Source organism: Pseudomonas helmanticensis, from assembly GCF_900182985.1.
GTDB lineage: Bacteria > Pseudomonadota > Gammaproteobacteria > Pseudomonadales > Pseudomonadaceae > Aquipseudomonas > Aquipseudomonas helmanticensis.
Map to the genome: position 1 here is coordinate 428,711 of NZ_FXUY01000001.1, position 13,664 is coordinate 442,374.

Annotated in this window: 12 protein-coding genes; all 12 read right to left on the bottom strand. The window is 60.0% G+C overall.

The window, feature by feature from the left end:
• Window positions 1–3: 3 nt before the first annotated feature.
• Entirely contained in the window at window positions 4–1,536 is a 1,533-nt protein-coding gene (gene nuoM / locus QOL84_RS02145) for an NADH-quinone oxidoreductase subunit M (protein WP_283435993.1), read from the bottom strand.
• A 39-nt stretch (window positions 1,537–1,575) separates the two neighbouring features.
• Window positions 1,576–3,429, bottom strand: a complete 1,854-nt coding sequence (gene nuoL, locus QOL84_RS02150; RefSeq protein WP_283435994.1) for an NADH-quinone oxidoreductase subunit L — start codon at window positions 3,427–3,429, stop codon at window positions 1,576–1,578.
• Window positions 3,426–3,734 (bottom strand): NADH-quinone oxidoreductase subunit NuoK, encoded by a 309-nt coding sequence (nuoK, locus tag QOL84_RS02155; protein WP_003223790.1) that lies wholly within the window; start codon window positions 3,732–3,734, stop codon window positions 3,426–3,428. Before nuoK ends, nuoL begins: the two co-directional genes overlap by 4 nt.
• A gap of 3 nt (window positions 3,735–3,737) precedes the next feature.
• Window positions 3,738–4,238 carry an NADH-quinone oxidoreductase subunit J gene (nuoJ, locus tag QOL84_RS02160; RefSeq protein WP_236431036.1) on the bottom strand — a complete coding sequence of 167 codons (501 nt, stop codon included), beginning with the start codon at window positions 4,236–4,238 and terminating at the stop codon, window positions 3,738–3,740.
• A 9-nt stretch (window positions 4,239–4,247) separates the two neighbouring features.
• Window positions 4,248–4,796 carry an NADH-quinone oxidoreductase subunit NuoI gene (gene nuoI, locus QOL84_RS02165; RefSeq protein WP_236431037.1) on the bottom strand — a complete coding sequence of 183 codons (549 nt, stop codon included), beginning with the start codon at window positions 4,794–4,796 and terminating at the stop codon, window positions 4,248–4,250.
• Window positions 4,797–4,807: 11 nt separating this feature from the next.
• Window positions 4,808–5,815, bottom strand: a complete 1,008-nt coding sequence (gene nuoH, locus QOL84_RS02170; RefSeq protein ID WP_129394526.1) for an NADH-quinone oxidoreductase subunit NuoH — start codon at window positions 5,813–5,815, stop codon at window positions 4,808–4,810.
• A complete protein-coding gene (nuoG, locus tag QOL84_RS02175; RefSeq protein WP_283435995.1) occupies window positions 5,812–8,526 on the bottom strand; it encodes an NADH-quinone oxidoreductase subunit NuoG in 2,715 nt (904 codons plus the stop codon). The genes nuoH and nuoG overlap by 4 nt, the downstream gene beginning before the upstream one ends.
• Window positions 8,527–8,659: 133 nt before the next feature.
• A complete protein-coding gene (gene nuoF, locus QOL84_RS02180; protein ID WP_008082856.1) occupies window positions 8,660–10,015 on the bottom strand; it encodes an NADH-quinone oxidoreductase subunit NuoF in 1,356 nt (451 codons plus the stop codon).
• Window positions 10,012–10,509, bottom strand: coding sequence for an NADH-quinone oxidoreductase subunit NuoE (gene nuoE, locus QOL84_RS02185; protein ID WP_129394523.1), 498 nt, complete (start codon window positions 10,507–10,509; stop codon window positions 10,012–10,014). Before nuoE ends, nuoF begins: the two co-directional genes overlap by 4 nt.
• Window positions 10,510–10,511: 2 nt before the next feature.
• On the bottom strand, window positions 10,512–12,296 hold the full coding sequence (gene nuoC, locus QOL84_RS02190) for an NADH-quinone oxidoreductase subunit C/D (protein WP_283435996.1): 1,785 nt from the start codon (window positions 12,294–12,296) through the stop codon (window positions 10,512–10,514).
• A gap of 73 nt (window positions 12,297–12,369) precedes the next feature.
• The gene (locus tag QOL84_RS02195; RefSeq protein WP_003223809.1) at window positions 12,370–13,044 is read right to left on the bottom strand and encodes a NuoB/complex I 20 kDa subunit family protein; all 675 of its coding nucleotides are present in this window, start codon (window positions 13,042–13,044) and stop codon (window positions 12,370–12,372) included.
• 10 nt (window positions 13,045–13,054) lie between these two features.
• On the bottom strand, window positions 13,055–13,468 hold the full coding sequence (locus QOL84_RS02200) for an NADH-quinone oxidoreductase subunit A (protein ID WP_003223812.1): 414 nt from the start codon (window positions 13,466–13,468) through the stop codon (window positions 13,055–13,057).
• Window positions 13,469–13,664: the final 196 nt, after the last annotated feature.

The window sequence follows — 13,664 nt, forward strand, 5'->3', positions numbered from 1 at the left end:
CTCTTACCGGGCCGAAGCGAGTTGAGTGAAGGCGGTGCCGAGCCACTGCTGTACGCCATGCATCGTGGCGGCAGACGTGTCGAGGAACGGTTGCGGGTACACGCCGAGGTAAATCAGCAGCACCGCAAGGCCCAGCACCATGATCAGTTCGCGAGCGTCCATACCGTGCAGGATCGAATCCGATTTCGACGGACCGAAGTAGGCACGGTGGATCATGATCAGCGAGTAGACCGAACCGAACACCAGACCGGAGGTAGCAATCGCGGTGATCCATGGCGCGCTGGCGAACGTACCGATCAGGATCAGGAACTCACCGACAAAGTTACCGGTACCCGGCAAACCCAAGGACGCGGCCGCAAAGAACAGGCTGATCGCCGGCAGGTAAGCGATATGCGACCACAGACCGCCCATCTCACGCATGTCACGAGTGTGCAGACGCTCGTACAACTGACCGCTGAGAATAAACAGTGCCGCCGCCGAAACACCGTGCGCCAACATCTGGATCACTGCACCTTGCAGGGCCAGTTGGCTGCCGGAGTAGATGCCGATCAACACGAAGCCCATGTGGGAAACGGAGGAGAAGGCGATCAGGCGCTTGATGTCGGTTTGCGCGAACGCGAGGAACGCACCGTAGAAGATCCCGATCAGACCGAGGGTCATGGCGATCGGCGCGAACTCGGCCGAAGCATTCGGGAACAACGGCAGGGCGAAACGCAGCAGACCGTAGGCAGCGGTTTTCAGCAGAATACCGGCGAGGTCGACGGAACCTGCAGTCGGCGCCTGGGCGTGGGCATCAGGCAACCACGAGTGGAACGGTACGACCGGCAGCTTGACCGCGAAAGCGATGAAGAAGCCGAGCATCAGGATGTACTCGGTGGTCATCGACATCTTGGTTTTCAACAGGTCGGCGTAGTTGAAAGTAATCACGCCCGTGTTGTTGAAGTTGACCAGCACCAGACCGAGGATCGCCACCAGCATGATCAGGCCGGAAGCCTGAGTGAAGATGAAGAACTTGGTCGCCGCGTAGATCCGGGTTTTCTTGCCGTCCGAAGAACTGTGACCCCAGAGCGCGATGAGGAAGTACATCGGCACCAGCATCATTTCCCAGAAGAAGAAGAACATGAACAGGTCGAGGGCGAGGAACACGCCGACAACGCCGCCCAGGATCCACATCAGGTTCAGGTGGAAGAAGCCAACGTGACGTTGAATCTCTTTCCACGAGCAGAGTACCGAGAGGATACCCAGCAGACCGGTCAGCAGGATCATCAACAGCGACAGGCCGTCGAGGGCCAGGTGCACGTTGATGCCGAAGCGCTGGATCCAGACATGCTTGAACTCAAGCGCCCAGGTCGGATCGGCGCCAGGCGCCGGAGCAAATGAATAGTCACCGTGGGCCCACAGCCAGAGGCCGAGGGCGAGTTCCAGGGTCATGGTCAACAGCGCAATCCAGCGGGGGAGGGTAGCGCCGAAGCGCTCACCCATCCAGCACAGCAGGCCGCCGATGAAGGGGATCAGGATTAGCCAAGGCAGAATCATGACGGGCTCGTTTCCTTTCGCAAATTCGCAAGGTTCATATCAGACCGCTACCAGCACGATGGCGCCAATAACCAGCACGGCACCAGCAGCCATCGAAGCAGCGTACCAACGCAGTTGACCGGTCTCGGTGCGGCTCAGGGCAGTGTGACCACCCTTGGCCATACGCGGGATCAGACCGATGGTCTGGTCGAGCGGGTCTTTGCGCAGTACGTGGCTGATCGCCAGGTAAGGCTTGACGAACAGTTTGTCGTAGATCCAGTCGAAGCCCCAGGCAGCGAACCACCAGGCCGAAAGGAAACGGCCGATGCCGCTGTTGGCTATCGCCGTGACGAAGCGACGCTTGCCGAGGAACAGCAGCGCTGCCAGCAGGATACCGGCCAGTGCAATAGCACCCGAGGCGATTTCCAGACTGTGCTTGGCTTCGCCGCCAGCATGGCCAACGCTTTCTGGCAGAACGCCGTGCAGCGGTGGAACGATCATCGCGCCGACGAAGGTCGACAGCACGATCAGTACCGACAGCGGCAGCCAGTGAGCGATGCCGTGACCGGCGTGGGCTTCAGTCTTGGCTTCACCGTGGAACGTGATGAAGATCAGGCGGAAGGTGTACAGCGACGTCATGAATGCGCCGACCAGACCTGCGTAAAGCAGACCGTGGTTGCCGCTGGCGAACGCTTCCCAAAGGATTTCGTCCTTGGAGTAGAAGCCTGCGGTGACCAGTGGCAGGGCCGACAGTGCCGCGCCGCCGACGATGAAGCTGGCGTAGGCCAGTGGCAGTTTTTTCCACAGACCGCCCATCTTGAAGATGTTCTGCTCGTGGTGGCAGGCAACGATCACCGCACCGGAAGCAAGGAACAGCAGGGCCTTGAAGAAGGCGTGGGTCATCAGGTGGAAAATCGCGCCATCCCAGGCGCCAACGCCCAGCGCCAGGAACATGTAGCCGATCTGGCTCATGGTCGAGTAGGCGAGGATACGTTTGATGTCGGTCTGTACCAGTGCGGCGAAACCTGCCAGTACCAGGGTCACACCACCGACGATGCCGACCAGGTGCAGGATGTCCGGCGCCAGGGTGAACAGGCCGTGGGTACGGGCGATCAGGTAAACACCCGCAGTAACCATCGTTGCAGCGTGGATCAGTGCCGAAACCGGGGTCGGGCCGGCCATCGCGTCCGCGAGCCAGGTTTGCAGCGGCAGTTGCGCCGATTTACCGACCGCACCACCCAGCAGCATCAGGGTTGCCAGGGTGATCCAGAAGTCGCCGACCTGGAATTTCTGCGGTGCCAGCACCAGCAGTTCCTGGATGTTCAGCGTGCCCACTTGCTGGAACAGGATGAACAGGCCGATGGCCATGAACACGTCGCCGATCCGGGTCACGATGAACGCCTTGAGTGCGGCGTTACCGTTGTTGCGGTTGCTGTAATAGAAACCGATCAACAGGTACGAGCACAGGCCCACGCCTTCCCAGCCGAAGTACAGGAACAACAGGTTATCGCCGAGCACCAGGAACAGCATGCTGGCGATAAACAGGTTGGTGTACGAGAAGAAGCGCGAGTAACCCGCTTCGCCGCGCATGTACCAGGACGCGAACAGGTGGATCAGGAAACCGACGCCAACCACCACGCCGAGCATGGTGATCGACAAGCCGTCGATGTAGAGGGCGAAGTCAGGCTTGAAGCCTTCGACCGCCATCCACTGCCACAGCACCAGGGTGTAGTGACCGCCTTCCGGTGGCGCGACGTTGAATTGCCAGATGATGTAGGCGGTGACAATCGCCGACAAGCCAATGGAACCCACGCCGATCAGCGCCGAGAGGTTTTCCGACCAGCGTCCACGGGAGAACGACAGCAGCAGAAAACCGAGCAGAGGGAATACGAAAGTCAGAAAGATCAGGTTCATCCGCGCATCTCACTGGCAGCGTCGATATCGAGCGTGTGGAAGCGGCGATACAGTTGCAGCAGGATCGCCAGACCAATACTGGCCTCGGCAGCTGCAAGGCTGATCACCAGGATGAACATGATCTGTCCATCCGGCTGGCCCCAACGGGCGCCCGCGACAATGAACGCCAGTGCAGAGGCGTTCATCATCACTTCCAGACTCATCAACACGAACAAAATGTTGCGGCGGACCATCAGGCCGACCAGACCAAGGCAGAACAGGATGCCGGCAACGGCAAGTCCATGTTCGAGAGGGATAGCAGGCATGACTTACTCCTTCGCCTCGTTACGGCCCAAATGGAACGCCGTGACGGCTGCAGCGAGCAGCAGCATCGAGGCGAGTTCGACCACCAGCAGGTACGGGCCGAACAGGCTGATGCCCACGGCTTTTGCGTCTACGGTGGTGTGGCCGATGGCCTGGCCGCTCTGGTGAGCGAACAGCACATACAGCAGTTCGGCCAGCAGCAGCGCGCCGAGAATCACCGGCCCGGCCCAGATGCCGGGCTTGAGCCAGGCGCGTTCTTGCTGAACCGCGGCGGGGCCGAGGTTGAGCATCATCACCACGAACACGAACAGCACCATGATGGCGCCGGCGTAGGCGATCACTTCCAGCACGCCGGCGAACGGGGCGCCGAGTGCGAAGAAGGTCATGGCCACGGCGATCAACGAGATGATCAGGTAGAGCAGGGCGTGCACAGGGTTGGTGTTGGTGACCACACGTAGCGTGGCCACAACAGCGATACCCGATGCGAAATAGAAAGCGAATTCCATCGTTCTTCCTTAAGGCAGCAAGCTCTTCACGTTGATCGGTTCGGCTTCGTTCTGTGCGGAGCCTTTCGGCTTGCCAGCGATTGCCATACCTGCAACACGATAGAAGTTGTAATCAGGGTTTTTGCCGGGGCCGGAGATCAGCAGATCTTCTTTCTCGTACACCAGGTCCTGACGTTTGAACTCGGCCATCTCGAAATCCGGTGTCAGCTGGATTGCGGTGGTCGGACAGGCTTCCTCGCAGAGACCGCAGAAAATGCAGCGCGAGAAGTTGATACGGAAGAAGTCGGGGTACCAGCGACCGTCTTCGGTTTCAGCTTTCTGCAGCGAGATGCAACCTACCGGGCAAGCCACGGCGCACAGGTTGCAGGCAACGCAACGCTCTTCGCCATCGGGGTCGCGGGTCAGGACGATGCGACCACGGTAGCGTGGTGGCAGGTAGACCGCTTCTTCCGGGTATTGCAGGGTGTCGCGCTTGCGAAAGCCATGGCCGAAGACCATGACCAGGCTGCGCAACTGGGTACCGGTACCCTTAATGATGTCGCCAATATATTTGAACATGGGTCAAATCCTCACTGAACCGCGACTGCAGGCGTGTTCAACAACACGACCGCAGCGGTCACCAGCAAATTGATCAGGGTCAGTGGCAGGCAGAATTTCCAGCTGAAATCCATCACCTGGTCATAACGCGGACGCGGGATAGACGCGCGCAGCAGGATGAACAGCATGATGAAGAACGCGGTCTTCAGTGCGAACCAGAGGAAAGCCAGTTGCGGCAAGATGCCGAACGGACCGTGCCAGCCACCGAAGAACAGGGTGACCAGCAGCGCCGAGATCAAGATGATGCCGATGTATTCACCGACGAAGAACATGCCCCATTTCATACCGGCGTATTCAATGTGGTAACCGTCGGCCAGTTCCTGTTCCGCTTCCGGCTGGTCGAACGGGTGACGGTGAGTCACGGCGACGCCAGCGATGAAGAAGGTACAGAAGCCGAAGAACTGCGGAATGATGAACCACAGGTTCTGCGCCTGGTACTCGACGATGTCGCGCATGTTGAACGAGCCAACCTGGACCACGATGCCCATCAGGGCCAGGCCCATGAACACTTCGTAGGACACGGTCTGCGCCGAAGCACGCAACGCGCCGAGCAGGGCGAACTTGTTGTTACTCGACCAGCCGGCGAACAACACCGCGTAGACCGACAGACCGGCCATGGCGAAGAAGAACAGCAAGCCGATGTTCAGGTCCGCGACGCCCCAGGTCGGGGTGATCGGGATGATCGCAAACGCGACCAGCAAGGCGGACATGGCCACCACCGGTGCCAAAGTGAAGATCACTTTGTCGGCAAACGGCGGGGTCCAGTCTTCCTTGAAGAACATCTTCAGCATGTCGGCGGCGATCTGGAACATACCGAACGGGCCAACGCGGTTCGGACCGTAGCGGTCCTGCCACCAGCCCAGCAGGCGACGTTCGACAAAGCTGAGCAACGCGCCTGCAACCACCACGGCCAACAGAATCACGATGGCTTTGACGACCGAGAGGATCACATCGATCACTTCAGGGGTGAACCAGGTCATTGCGCTGCCTCCTGCAGACCGTCGACGGATACGCCGGCGAATGCCGGTGGAATGCCGGCGATGCCCGCAGGCAATGCCACCAGACCTGCGCCCAGTTCTTCATTGATGCGCAGCGGCAGACGCAGGGTCTGGCCGGCCACGTTGAGGCTCAGCAGGGCACCGTCGTTGACGCCCAGACGATCCGCTTCGGATTTCGCCAGTGCCACGTAAGCCGCCGGAATACGCTCTTGAACCGGTGCGGCTTTCGAAGAGTTTTCTTCGCTGCCGAACAGGTGGAAGAACGGCACGGCTTGCCAGGTACCCGGCGCCGGGTTGAACGCACGCGGTGCTGCAGCGAACCAGTTCAGCGAATCGCCAGTGCTTTCGATCAGGCGGGTGCCCGGGTCGCCAGCACGGATGTGACCACCGACTTCGTCCTGGAACTTGTTCCACGCTTGTGGCGAGTTCCAGCCCGGCGACCAGGCGAATGGCACCTGCTGACGCGGTTCAACCGAACCCGAGTAACCTTCCATGGAGAAGGCGAACGCGGTGTCTTTGTCTTGCGGGGTGCGTGGTTCGTGAACGCTGATGTCGGCGCGCATCGCGGTGCGACCGGAATAACGCAGCGGCTCACGCGCCAGTTTCAGACCCTTGATGCGGAACGCCGCCGACGGTGCAGCGTCGACGATACGCGCCAGTTGCTCGGTGCTCGAAGCAACGGCAGCGGTGACGTGGTCGAGTTGCGTCCAGTCGATCGGCTGGTTCAGCAGGGTCGCGCGCAGGGCGTGCAGCCAGCGCCAGCCTTCGTGAACCAGAATGCTCGCGTCGAGGTATTGCGGATCGAAAACCTGGAAGAAGCGCTGGGCGCGACCTTCCTGGCTGACCAGCGTACCGTCGCCTTCAGCGAAGCTCGCCGCTGGCAGAACCAAGTGCGCGCGGTCGCTGGTAGCGGTCTTCTGATGGTCAGCAACGATCACTACTTGCGCAGCGTTCAGTGCAGCATCGACTTTTTCTTTGGCGGTGCGGGTGTACAGATCGTTTTCCAGCACAACGATCGCGTCAGCCTTACCGTCGATGACGGCTTGCAGCGCCGCGTCGACCGATTCGCCACCGAGCATGGCCAGACCGAGGCTGTTGGCTTCCGGCACGATCAGGCTGATCGAACCGTTCTTCTCGCGCAGCTTCAGTGCCTTGGCGATGTTCGCGGCGGCTTCGATCAGGGCTTTGGAGCCCAGCGAAGTACCGGCGATGATCAGCGGACGTTTGGCGGCGAGCAGGGCGTCGGCGATGCGCTGAGCCAGTTCCAGTGCTTCGGCGTCCAGACCTTCAACGGCCGGCGCGCTGGCGTCCAGTGCGTGAGCAACGGCGAAACCGATGCGCGCCAGGTCGTCCGGAGCGGCGTGAACGCATTCTTCAGCGATGTCGTCGAGCTTGGTTTCCGCCAGGCTGGCGATGAACAGCGGGTTCAGCGCGTGCTGACCGATGTTCTTCACCGCAGCATCCAGCCAAGGCTGAACGCGCATGGCTTCGGCCATGTCTTCAGCTTTGCCCTTGACCGATTGACGCAGCGACAGCGCCACGCGAGCGGCGGTCTGGGTCAGGTCTTCACCGAGGACGAAGATCGCGTCGTGGTCTTCGATGTCGCGCATGTTCGGCACAGGCAGCGGACTGTCGTTCAGCACTTGCAAGACCAGACGAATGCGCTCCAGTTCGGACGCTTCGATGCCCGAGTAGAAGTGCTCGGCGCCGACCAGTTCGCGCAACGCGTAGTTGCTTTCGAGGCTGGCACGCGGCGAACCGATACCGACGATATTGCGACCGCGCAGCAGGTCAGCGGCTTTATCCAGTGCAGCATCCAGACCGAGCTTGGTGCCGTCGGCCAGCAGCGGCTGACGTGGACGGTCGGTGCGGTTGACGTAGCCATAACCGAAACGGCCACGGTCGCACAGGAAGTACTGGTTCACCGAACCGTTGAAACGGTTTTCGATGCGACGCAGTTCGCCGTAACGCTCGCCCGGGGAGATGTTGCAACCGCTCGAGCAGCCATGGCAGATGCTCGGCGAGAACTGCATGTCCCACTTGCGGTTGTAGCGCTCGGAGTGAGTCTTGTCGGTGAACACACCGGTCGGGCAGACCTCGGTGAGGTTGCCGGAGAACTCGCTTTCGAGGGTGCCGTCTTCAACGCGACCGAAGTACACGTTGTCGTGGGCGCCGAATACACCGAGGTCGGTGCCGCCAGCGTAATCCTTGTAGAAACGCACGCAGCGGTAGCAAGCGATGCAGCGGTTCATTTCGTGGGAAATGAACGGGCCCAGTTGCTGGTTCTGGTGGGTGCGTTTGGTGAAGCGATAACGGCGCTCGTTGTGGCCGGTCATCACTGTCATGTCTTGCAGGTGGCAATGACCGCCTTCTTCGCACACAGGGCAGTCGTGCGGGTGGTTGGTCATCAGCCATTCGACAACACTGGCGCGGAACGCCTTGGATTCTTCATCTTCGATGGAGATCCAGGTGTTGTCGGTGGCAGGCGTCATGCAGGACATGACGATGCGACCACGGGTGTCGTTCTCGTCGGTGTACTGCTTGACCGCGCACTGGCGGCATGCCCCGACGCTACCGAGCGCGGGGTGCCAGCAGAAATATGGAATGTCGAGGCCCAGCGACAGACATGCCTGTAACAGGTTGTCTGCCCCGTCGACTTCGAGCGCTTTGCCGTCTACGTGGATAGTGGCCATGGTTCAAAGGTCTTCGTTGGCCCGGTGTCAGCGGGCGTGGCTAATGGAATCTTGTTATCCGTGCGAATCAAACCAGCCTCGAAAGGCGTCATCGCAGGAGGCGAAGGGCCCGGGCCCTTCACCTTTTAAGCGTTTACGCGCCGATTACGATCGGCCTTGCCAGAGGCGGGACGGCGGCGCTGACTGGCGCGATACCGGCTTCGAACTCTGGACGGAAGTATTTGATGGCGCTGCCCAACGGTTCCACGGCACCCGGTGCGTGAGCACAGAAGGTCTTGCCCGGGCCGAGGAAGTTGACCAGACCCAGCAGGGTCTCGATGTCGCCTGGCTGACCGCGGCCTTCTTCGATGGCCATCAAGAGCTTGACGCTCCATGGCAAACCATCACGGCACGGGGTGCAGAAGCCGCACGACTCACGAGCGAAGAACTGCTCCATGTTGCGCAGCAACGAGACCATGTTGACGCTGTCATCCACCGCCATGGCCAGGCCGGTACCCATACGGGTGCCCACTTTGGCGATGCCGCCGGCGTACATTTGTGCGTCGAGGTGCTCAGGCAGAAGGAAACCGGTACCGGCGCCACCTGGCTGCCAGGCCTTGAGCTTGAAGCCGTCGCGCATGCCGCCGGCGTAGTCTTCGAACAACTCGCGACCGGTGACGCCGAAAGGCAGTTCCCACAGGCCCGGGTTCTTGACCTTGCCGGAGAAGCCCATGAGCTTGGTGCCCATGTCTTCGCTGCCTTCGCGAGCCAACGATTTGTACCAGTCAACGCCGTCGGCAATGATCGCCGGCACGTTGCACAGGGTTTCAACGTTGTTCACGCAGGTCGGCTTGCCCCACACGCCAACAGCGGCAGGGAAGGGCGGCTTGGAGCGCGGGTTGGCCCGGCGACCTTCGAGGGAATTGATCAGTGCGGTTTCTTCACCGCAGATGTAACGCCCGGCGCCGGTGTGGACGAACAGCTCGAAATCGAAGCCGCTGCCGAGGATGTTTTTACCCAGCAGGCCCGCAGCCTTGGCTTCTTCCACGGCACGGTTGAGGTGCTTGGCGGCGGTGGTGTATTCGCCACGCAGGAAGATGTAGCCACGGTAGGTTTTCAGCGCGCGAGCACTGATCAGCATGCCTTCGATCAGCAGATGGGGCAGTTGCTCCATCAGCATGCGGTCTTTCCAGGTATTCGGCTCCATCTCATCCGCGTTGCACAGCAAGTAGCGGATGTTGATGGATTCGTCTTTGGGCATCAGGCCCCACTTCACGCCCGTGGGGAAGCCTGCACCGCCGCGACCTTTCAAGCCTGCGTCTTTCACGGTCTGGACGATGGCGTCCTGATCCATGTCGGCGAAAGCTTTGCGCGCAGCGGCGTAACCGTTCTTGGCCTGGTACTCGTCGAGCCACACGGCTTCGCCGTCATCACGCAGACGCCAGGTCAGCGGGTGAGTCTCGGCCGAACGCTGAATGCGGTTGGCAGGACCAAAAGATGTCAGGGTCATACGTAGCCCTCGAGCAGTTTGGCGACGCCAGCAGGCTGTACATCACCAAAGGTGTCGTCGTCGATCATCAGCGCCGGTGCCTTGTCGCAGTTGCCGAGGCAGCAGACCGGCAGCAGGGTGAAACGACCGTCGGTGGTGGTCTGACCCAGGCCGATGCCCAGCTTGTTCTGGATTTCGCTGACCACCGACTCGTGGCCGCCGATGTAGCAGACCATGCTGTCGCAGACGCGAATGATGTGACGGCCAACCGGCTGACGGAAAATCTGGCTATAGAACGTCGCCACACCTTCAACGTCGCTGGCCGGGATGCCGAGGATCTCGCCGATCGCGTACAAGGCGCCATCCGGCACCCAGCCACGTTCTTTCTGAACGATCTTCAGGGCTTCGATCGACGCCGCGCGCGGGTCTTCGTAGTGATGCAGCTCGTGCTCGATGGCCGAGCGCTCGGTTTCACTGAGGGTGAAACGGTCTGTCTGGATAAGCGTGCTGTTCATGCTTAGCGGTCCACGTCGGCCATAACGAAATCGATACTACCCAGGTACGCAATCATGTCCGCGACCATGCTGCCTTTGATCACCGAAGGGATCTGTTGCAGATGCGGGAAGCTTGGAGTGCGGATCCGGGTACGGTAGCTCATGGTGCCGCCGTCGCTCGTCAGGTAATAACTGTTGATGCCCTTGGTCGCTTCGATCATCTGGAAGGATTCGTTGGCCGGCATCACCGGGCCCCACGAAACTTGCAGGAAGTGCGTGATCAAGGTTTCGATGTGCTGCAGCGTGCGCTCTTTCGGCGGCGGCGTGGTCAGCGGGTGATCCGCCTTGTACGGGCCTTCCGGCATATTGCGCATGCACTGATCGATGATCTTGATGCTCTGGCGCATTTCTTCAACGCGGACCATGCAGCGGTCGTAAGCATCGCCATTGGCGGCCAGCGGCACTTCGAACTCGAAGTTCTCGTAGCCGGAGTACGGACGCGCTTTACGCAGGTCGAAGTCGCAACCGGTCGAACGCAGGCCGGCACCAGTGACGCCCCATTCCAGGGCCTCTTTGGTGTTGTATTGGGCGACGCCGATGGTACGGCCCTTGAGGATGCTGTTCTGCAGGGCAGCCTTGGTGTATTCGTCGAGGCGTTTTGGCAGCCATTCAACGAAGTCTTTCACCAGTTTTTCCCAGCCGCGCGGCAGGTCGTGGGCAACGCCACCGATGCGGTACCAGGCCGGGTGCAGACGGAAACCGGTAATGGCTTCAATCACCGTGTACGCCTTCTGGCGGTCGGTGAAGGTGAAGAACACCGGAGTCATCGCGCCGACGTCCTGGATGTAAGTCCCGAGGAACAGCAGGTGGCTGGTGATCCGGAAGAACTCGGCCATCATGATGCGGATGACGTCGACCTTCTCGGGCACCTTGATGCCGGCCAGCTTCTCGACCGAGAGCACGTACGGCAGGTTGTTCATCACGCCGCCGAGGTAATCGATACGATCGGTGTACGGGATGAAGCTGTGCCACGACTGACGCTCGGCCATCTTCTCGGCACCACGGTGGTGGTAACCGATGTCCGGCACGCAGTCGACGATCTCTTCACCGTCCAGCTGCAGAATGATGCGGAACGCACCGTGCGCAGAAGGGTGGTTCGGGCCGAGGTTGAGGAACATGTAGTCCTCGTTCGTCCCGGAGCGCTTCATGCCCCAGTCTTCAGGACGGAAGCGCGCGGCTTCTTCCTCGAGCTGTTGCTTGGCGAGGTTGAGGCTGTATGGATCGAATTCGGTGGCGCGCGCCGGGAAGTCCTTGCGCAGCGGGTGACCTTCCCAGGTCGGCGGCATCATGATGCGCGACAGGTGCGGGTGACCTTTGAAGTCGATGCCGAACATGTCCCAGACTTCACGCTCGTACCAGTTGGCGTTCGGCCAGATGCCGGTGACGGTCGGCAAGCTGAGGTCGCTCTCGGACAAGGCGACCTTGATCATCACGTCACTATTACGCTCCAGCGACATGAGGTGATAGAACACGGTGAACTCGGCGTCGCTCGGCAACCCTTGACGCTTGGTGCGCAGGCGCTCGTCCACGCCGTGCAGGTCATAGAGCACGACGTACGGCTTGGGCAGGTTGCGCAGGAAGGTCAGGACTTCGACGAGTTTGGCGCGAGCGACCCACAGCACCGGCATGCCGGTGCGGGTCGACTGAGCGGTGAACGCTTCGGCGCCAAAACGGTTGTTCAATTCAACGACCACATCCTGGTCGTCTGCCTTATAAGGCGGGATGTACAGAGCACTGCCTGTAGTCATGGTTATTTTTTCGCTTTCGGTCAACGTAAAGAATGAAGCCAGCTTCTCGTTTCTTTGTCAGAACAGATCTGGATCAGACTTCGTCAGGGCTGCGCAGGTTGGTGACTGCGATTCGCTGTTCGCGGCGCTGTTCCTTCTGCGAAGGCATGTCGGCGCGATAAACGCCTTGATCACCAACGACCCAGGAAAGCGGACGACGCTCCTGTCCAATCGATTCCTGCAACAGCATCAAGCCTTGCAGAAAAGCTTCTGGACGAGGCGGGCAGCCAGGTACGTAGACGTCCACAGGCAGGAACTTGTCCACCCCTTGAACCACCGAGTAGATGTCGTACATGCCGCCGGAGTTAGCGCACGAACCCATGGATATAACCCACTTCGGCTCGAGCATTTGCTCGTAGAGACGCTGGATGATCGGCGCCATCTTGATGAAGCAGGTACCGGCGATAACCATGAAGTCGGCCTGACGCGGCGATGCCCGGATAACCTCGGCGCCAAAGCGCGCGATGTCGTGGGGCGCCGTGAAGGCGGTGGTCATTTCCACGTAGCAGCACGACAGGCCGAAGTTGTACGGCCACAGGGAGTTCTTACGTCCCCAGTTGACCGCGCCACTCAGCACGTCTTCCAGCTTGCCCATGAAAATGTTTTTGTGGACTTGATCTTCTAACGGATCGGAAACGGTTTCCCGTTCGCCAATCGGATACTGCTCGTTAGGAGCATCGGGGTCGATCCTGGTGAGATTGTATTGCATTGCCAAAGCCTCATTGTTTCAGCTTCGCCTGCCGCTTGCGACGAGCTTCCGGAGCCCAGTCAAGGGCGCCCACTCGGAACAGGTAGACAAGACCTGCCAACAGAATTGCTATGAAAACGAGAGCTTCGACGAATCCGGTCCAGCCGCTTTCGCGGACGGACACAGACCATGCAAAGAGAAAGAGGGCTTCGATATCGAAGATCACGAAGAGCATCGCGACCAGATAGAATTTGGCTGAGAGCCGCAAGCGGGCGCCACCGGTAGGTAGCATGCCCGACTCGAACGGTTCGTTTTTGCTGCGGCCCCAGGCTTTTGACCCAAGGAGGCTGGAGACGCCAAGCATGAAGGCACACAGGCCGACTACACCCAGAAGGAAAATGGCAAAGCCCCAGTTGTGGGCCATGAGTCCTGTCGCTTCGGGCATGCTGGTAATCCTTAACAGAGAGCAAAGGTCTCTGAGCTTGATAAAGAAATAAGGCAGTGACGATATGTCGCAGCAATCAATCGCGCTGATTTTATGGCTAAACACCCTGCAAGTAAAATTCCTATAGCGAAATTATTTATTGGAATAAGCACATAGCGCATCTCCAATGCCCTGCAGCCCATGCGTAGCGGGCATT

Coding starts and splice junctions, on each gene's coding strand:
- nuoF (WP_008082856.1), bottom strand. CDS start 10,015: ATGACCCTGACATCTTTTGGTCCTGCCAACCGCATTCAGCGTTCGGCC.
- nuoE (WP_129394523.1), bottom strand. CDS start 10,509: ATGAACAGCACGCTTATCCAGACAGACCGTTTCACCCTCAGTGAAACC.
- nuoM (WP_283435993.1), bottom strand. CDS start 1,536: ATGATTCTGCCTTGGCTAATCCTGATCCCCTTCATCGGCGGCCTGCTG.
- nuoC (WP_283435996.1), bottom strand. CDS start 12,296: ATGACTACAGGCAGTGCTCTGTACATCCCGCCTTATAAGGCAGACGAC.
- QOL84_RS02200 (WP_003223812.1), bottom strand. CDS start 13,468: ATGCCCGAAGCGACAGGACTCATGGCCCACAACTGGGGCTTTGCCATT.
- nuoL (WP_283435994.1), bottom strand. CDS start 3,429: ATGAACCTGATCTTTCTGACTTTCGTATTCCCTCTGCTCGGTTTTCTG.
- nuoH (WP_129394526.1), bottom strand. CDS start 5,815: ATGACCTGGTTCACCCCTGAAGTGATCGATGTGATCCTCTCGGTCGTC.
- QOL84_RS02195 (WP_003223809.1), bottom strand. CDS start 13,044: ATGCAATACAATCTCACCAGGATCGACCCCGATGCTCCTAACGAGCAG.
- nuoI (WP_236431037.1), bottom strand. CDS start 4,796: ATGTTCAAATATATTGGCGACATCATTAAGGGTACCGGTACCCAGTTG.
- nuoJ (WP_236431036.1), bottom strand. CDS start 4,238: ATGGAATTCGCTTTCTATTTCGCATCGGGTATCGCTGTTGTGGCCACG.
- nuoG (WP_283435995.1), bottom strand. CDS start 8,526: ATGGCCACTATCCACGTAGACGGCAAAGCGCTCGAAGTCGACGGGGCA.
- nuoK (WP_003223790.1), bottom strand. CDS start 3,734: ATGCCTGCTATCCCTCTCGAACATGGACTTGCCGTTGCCGGCATCCTG.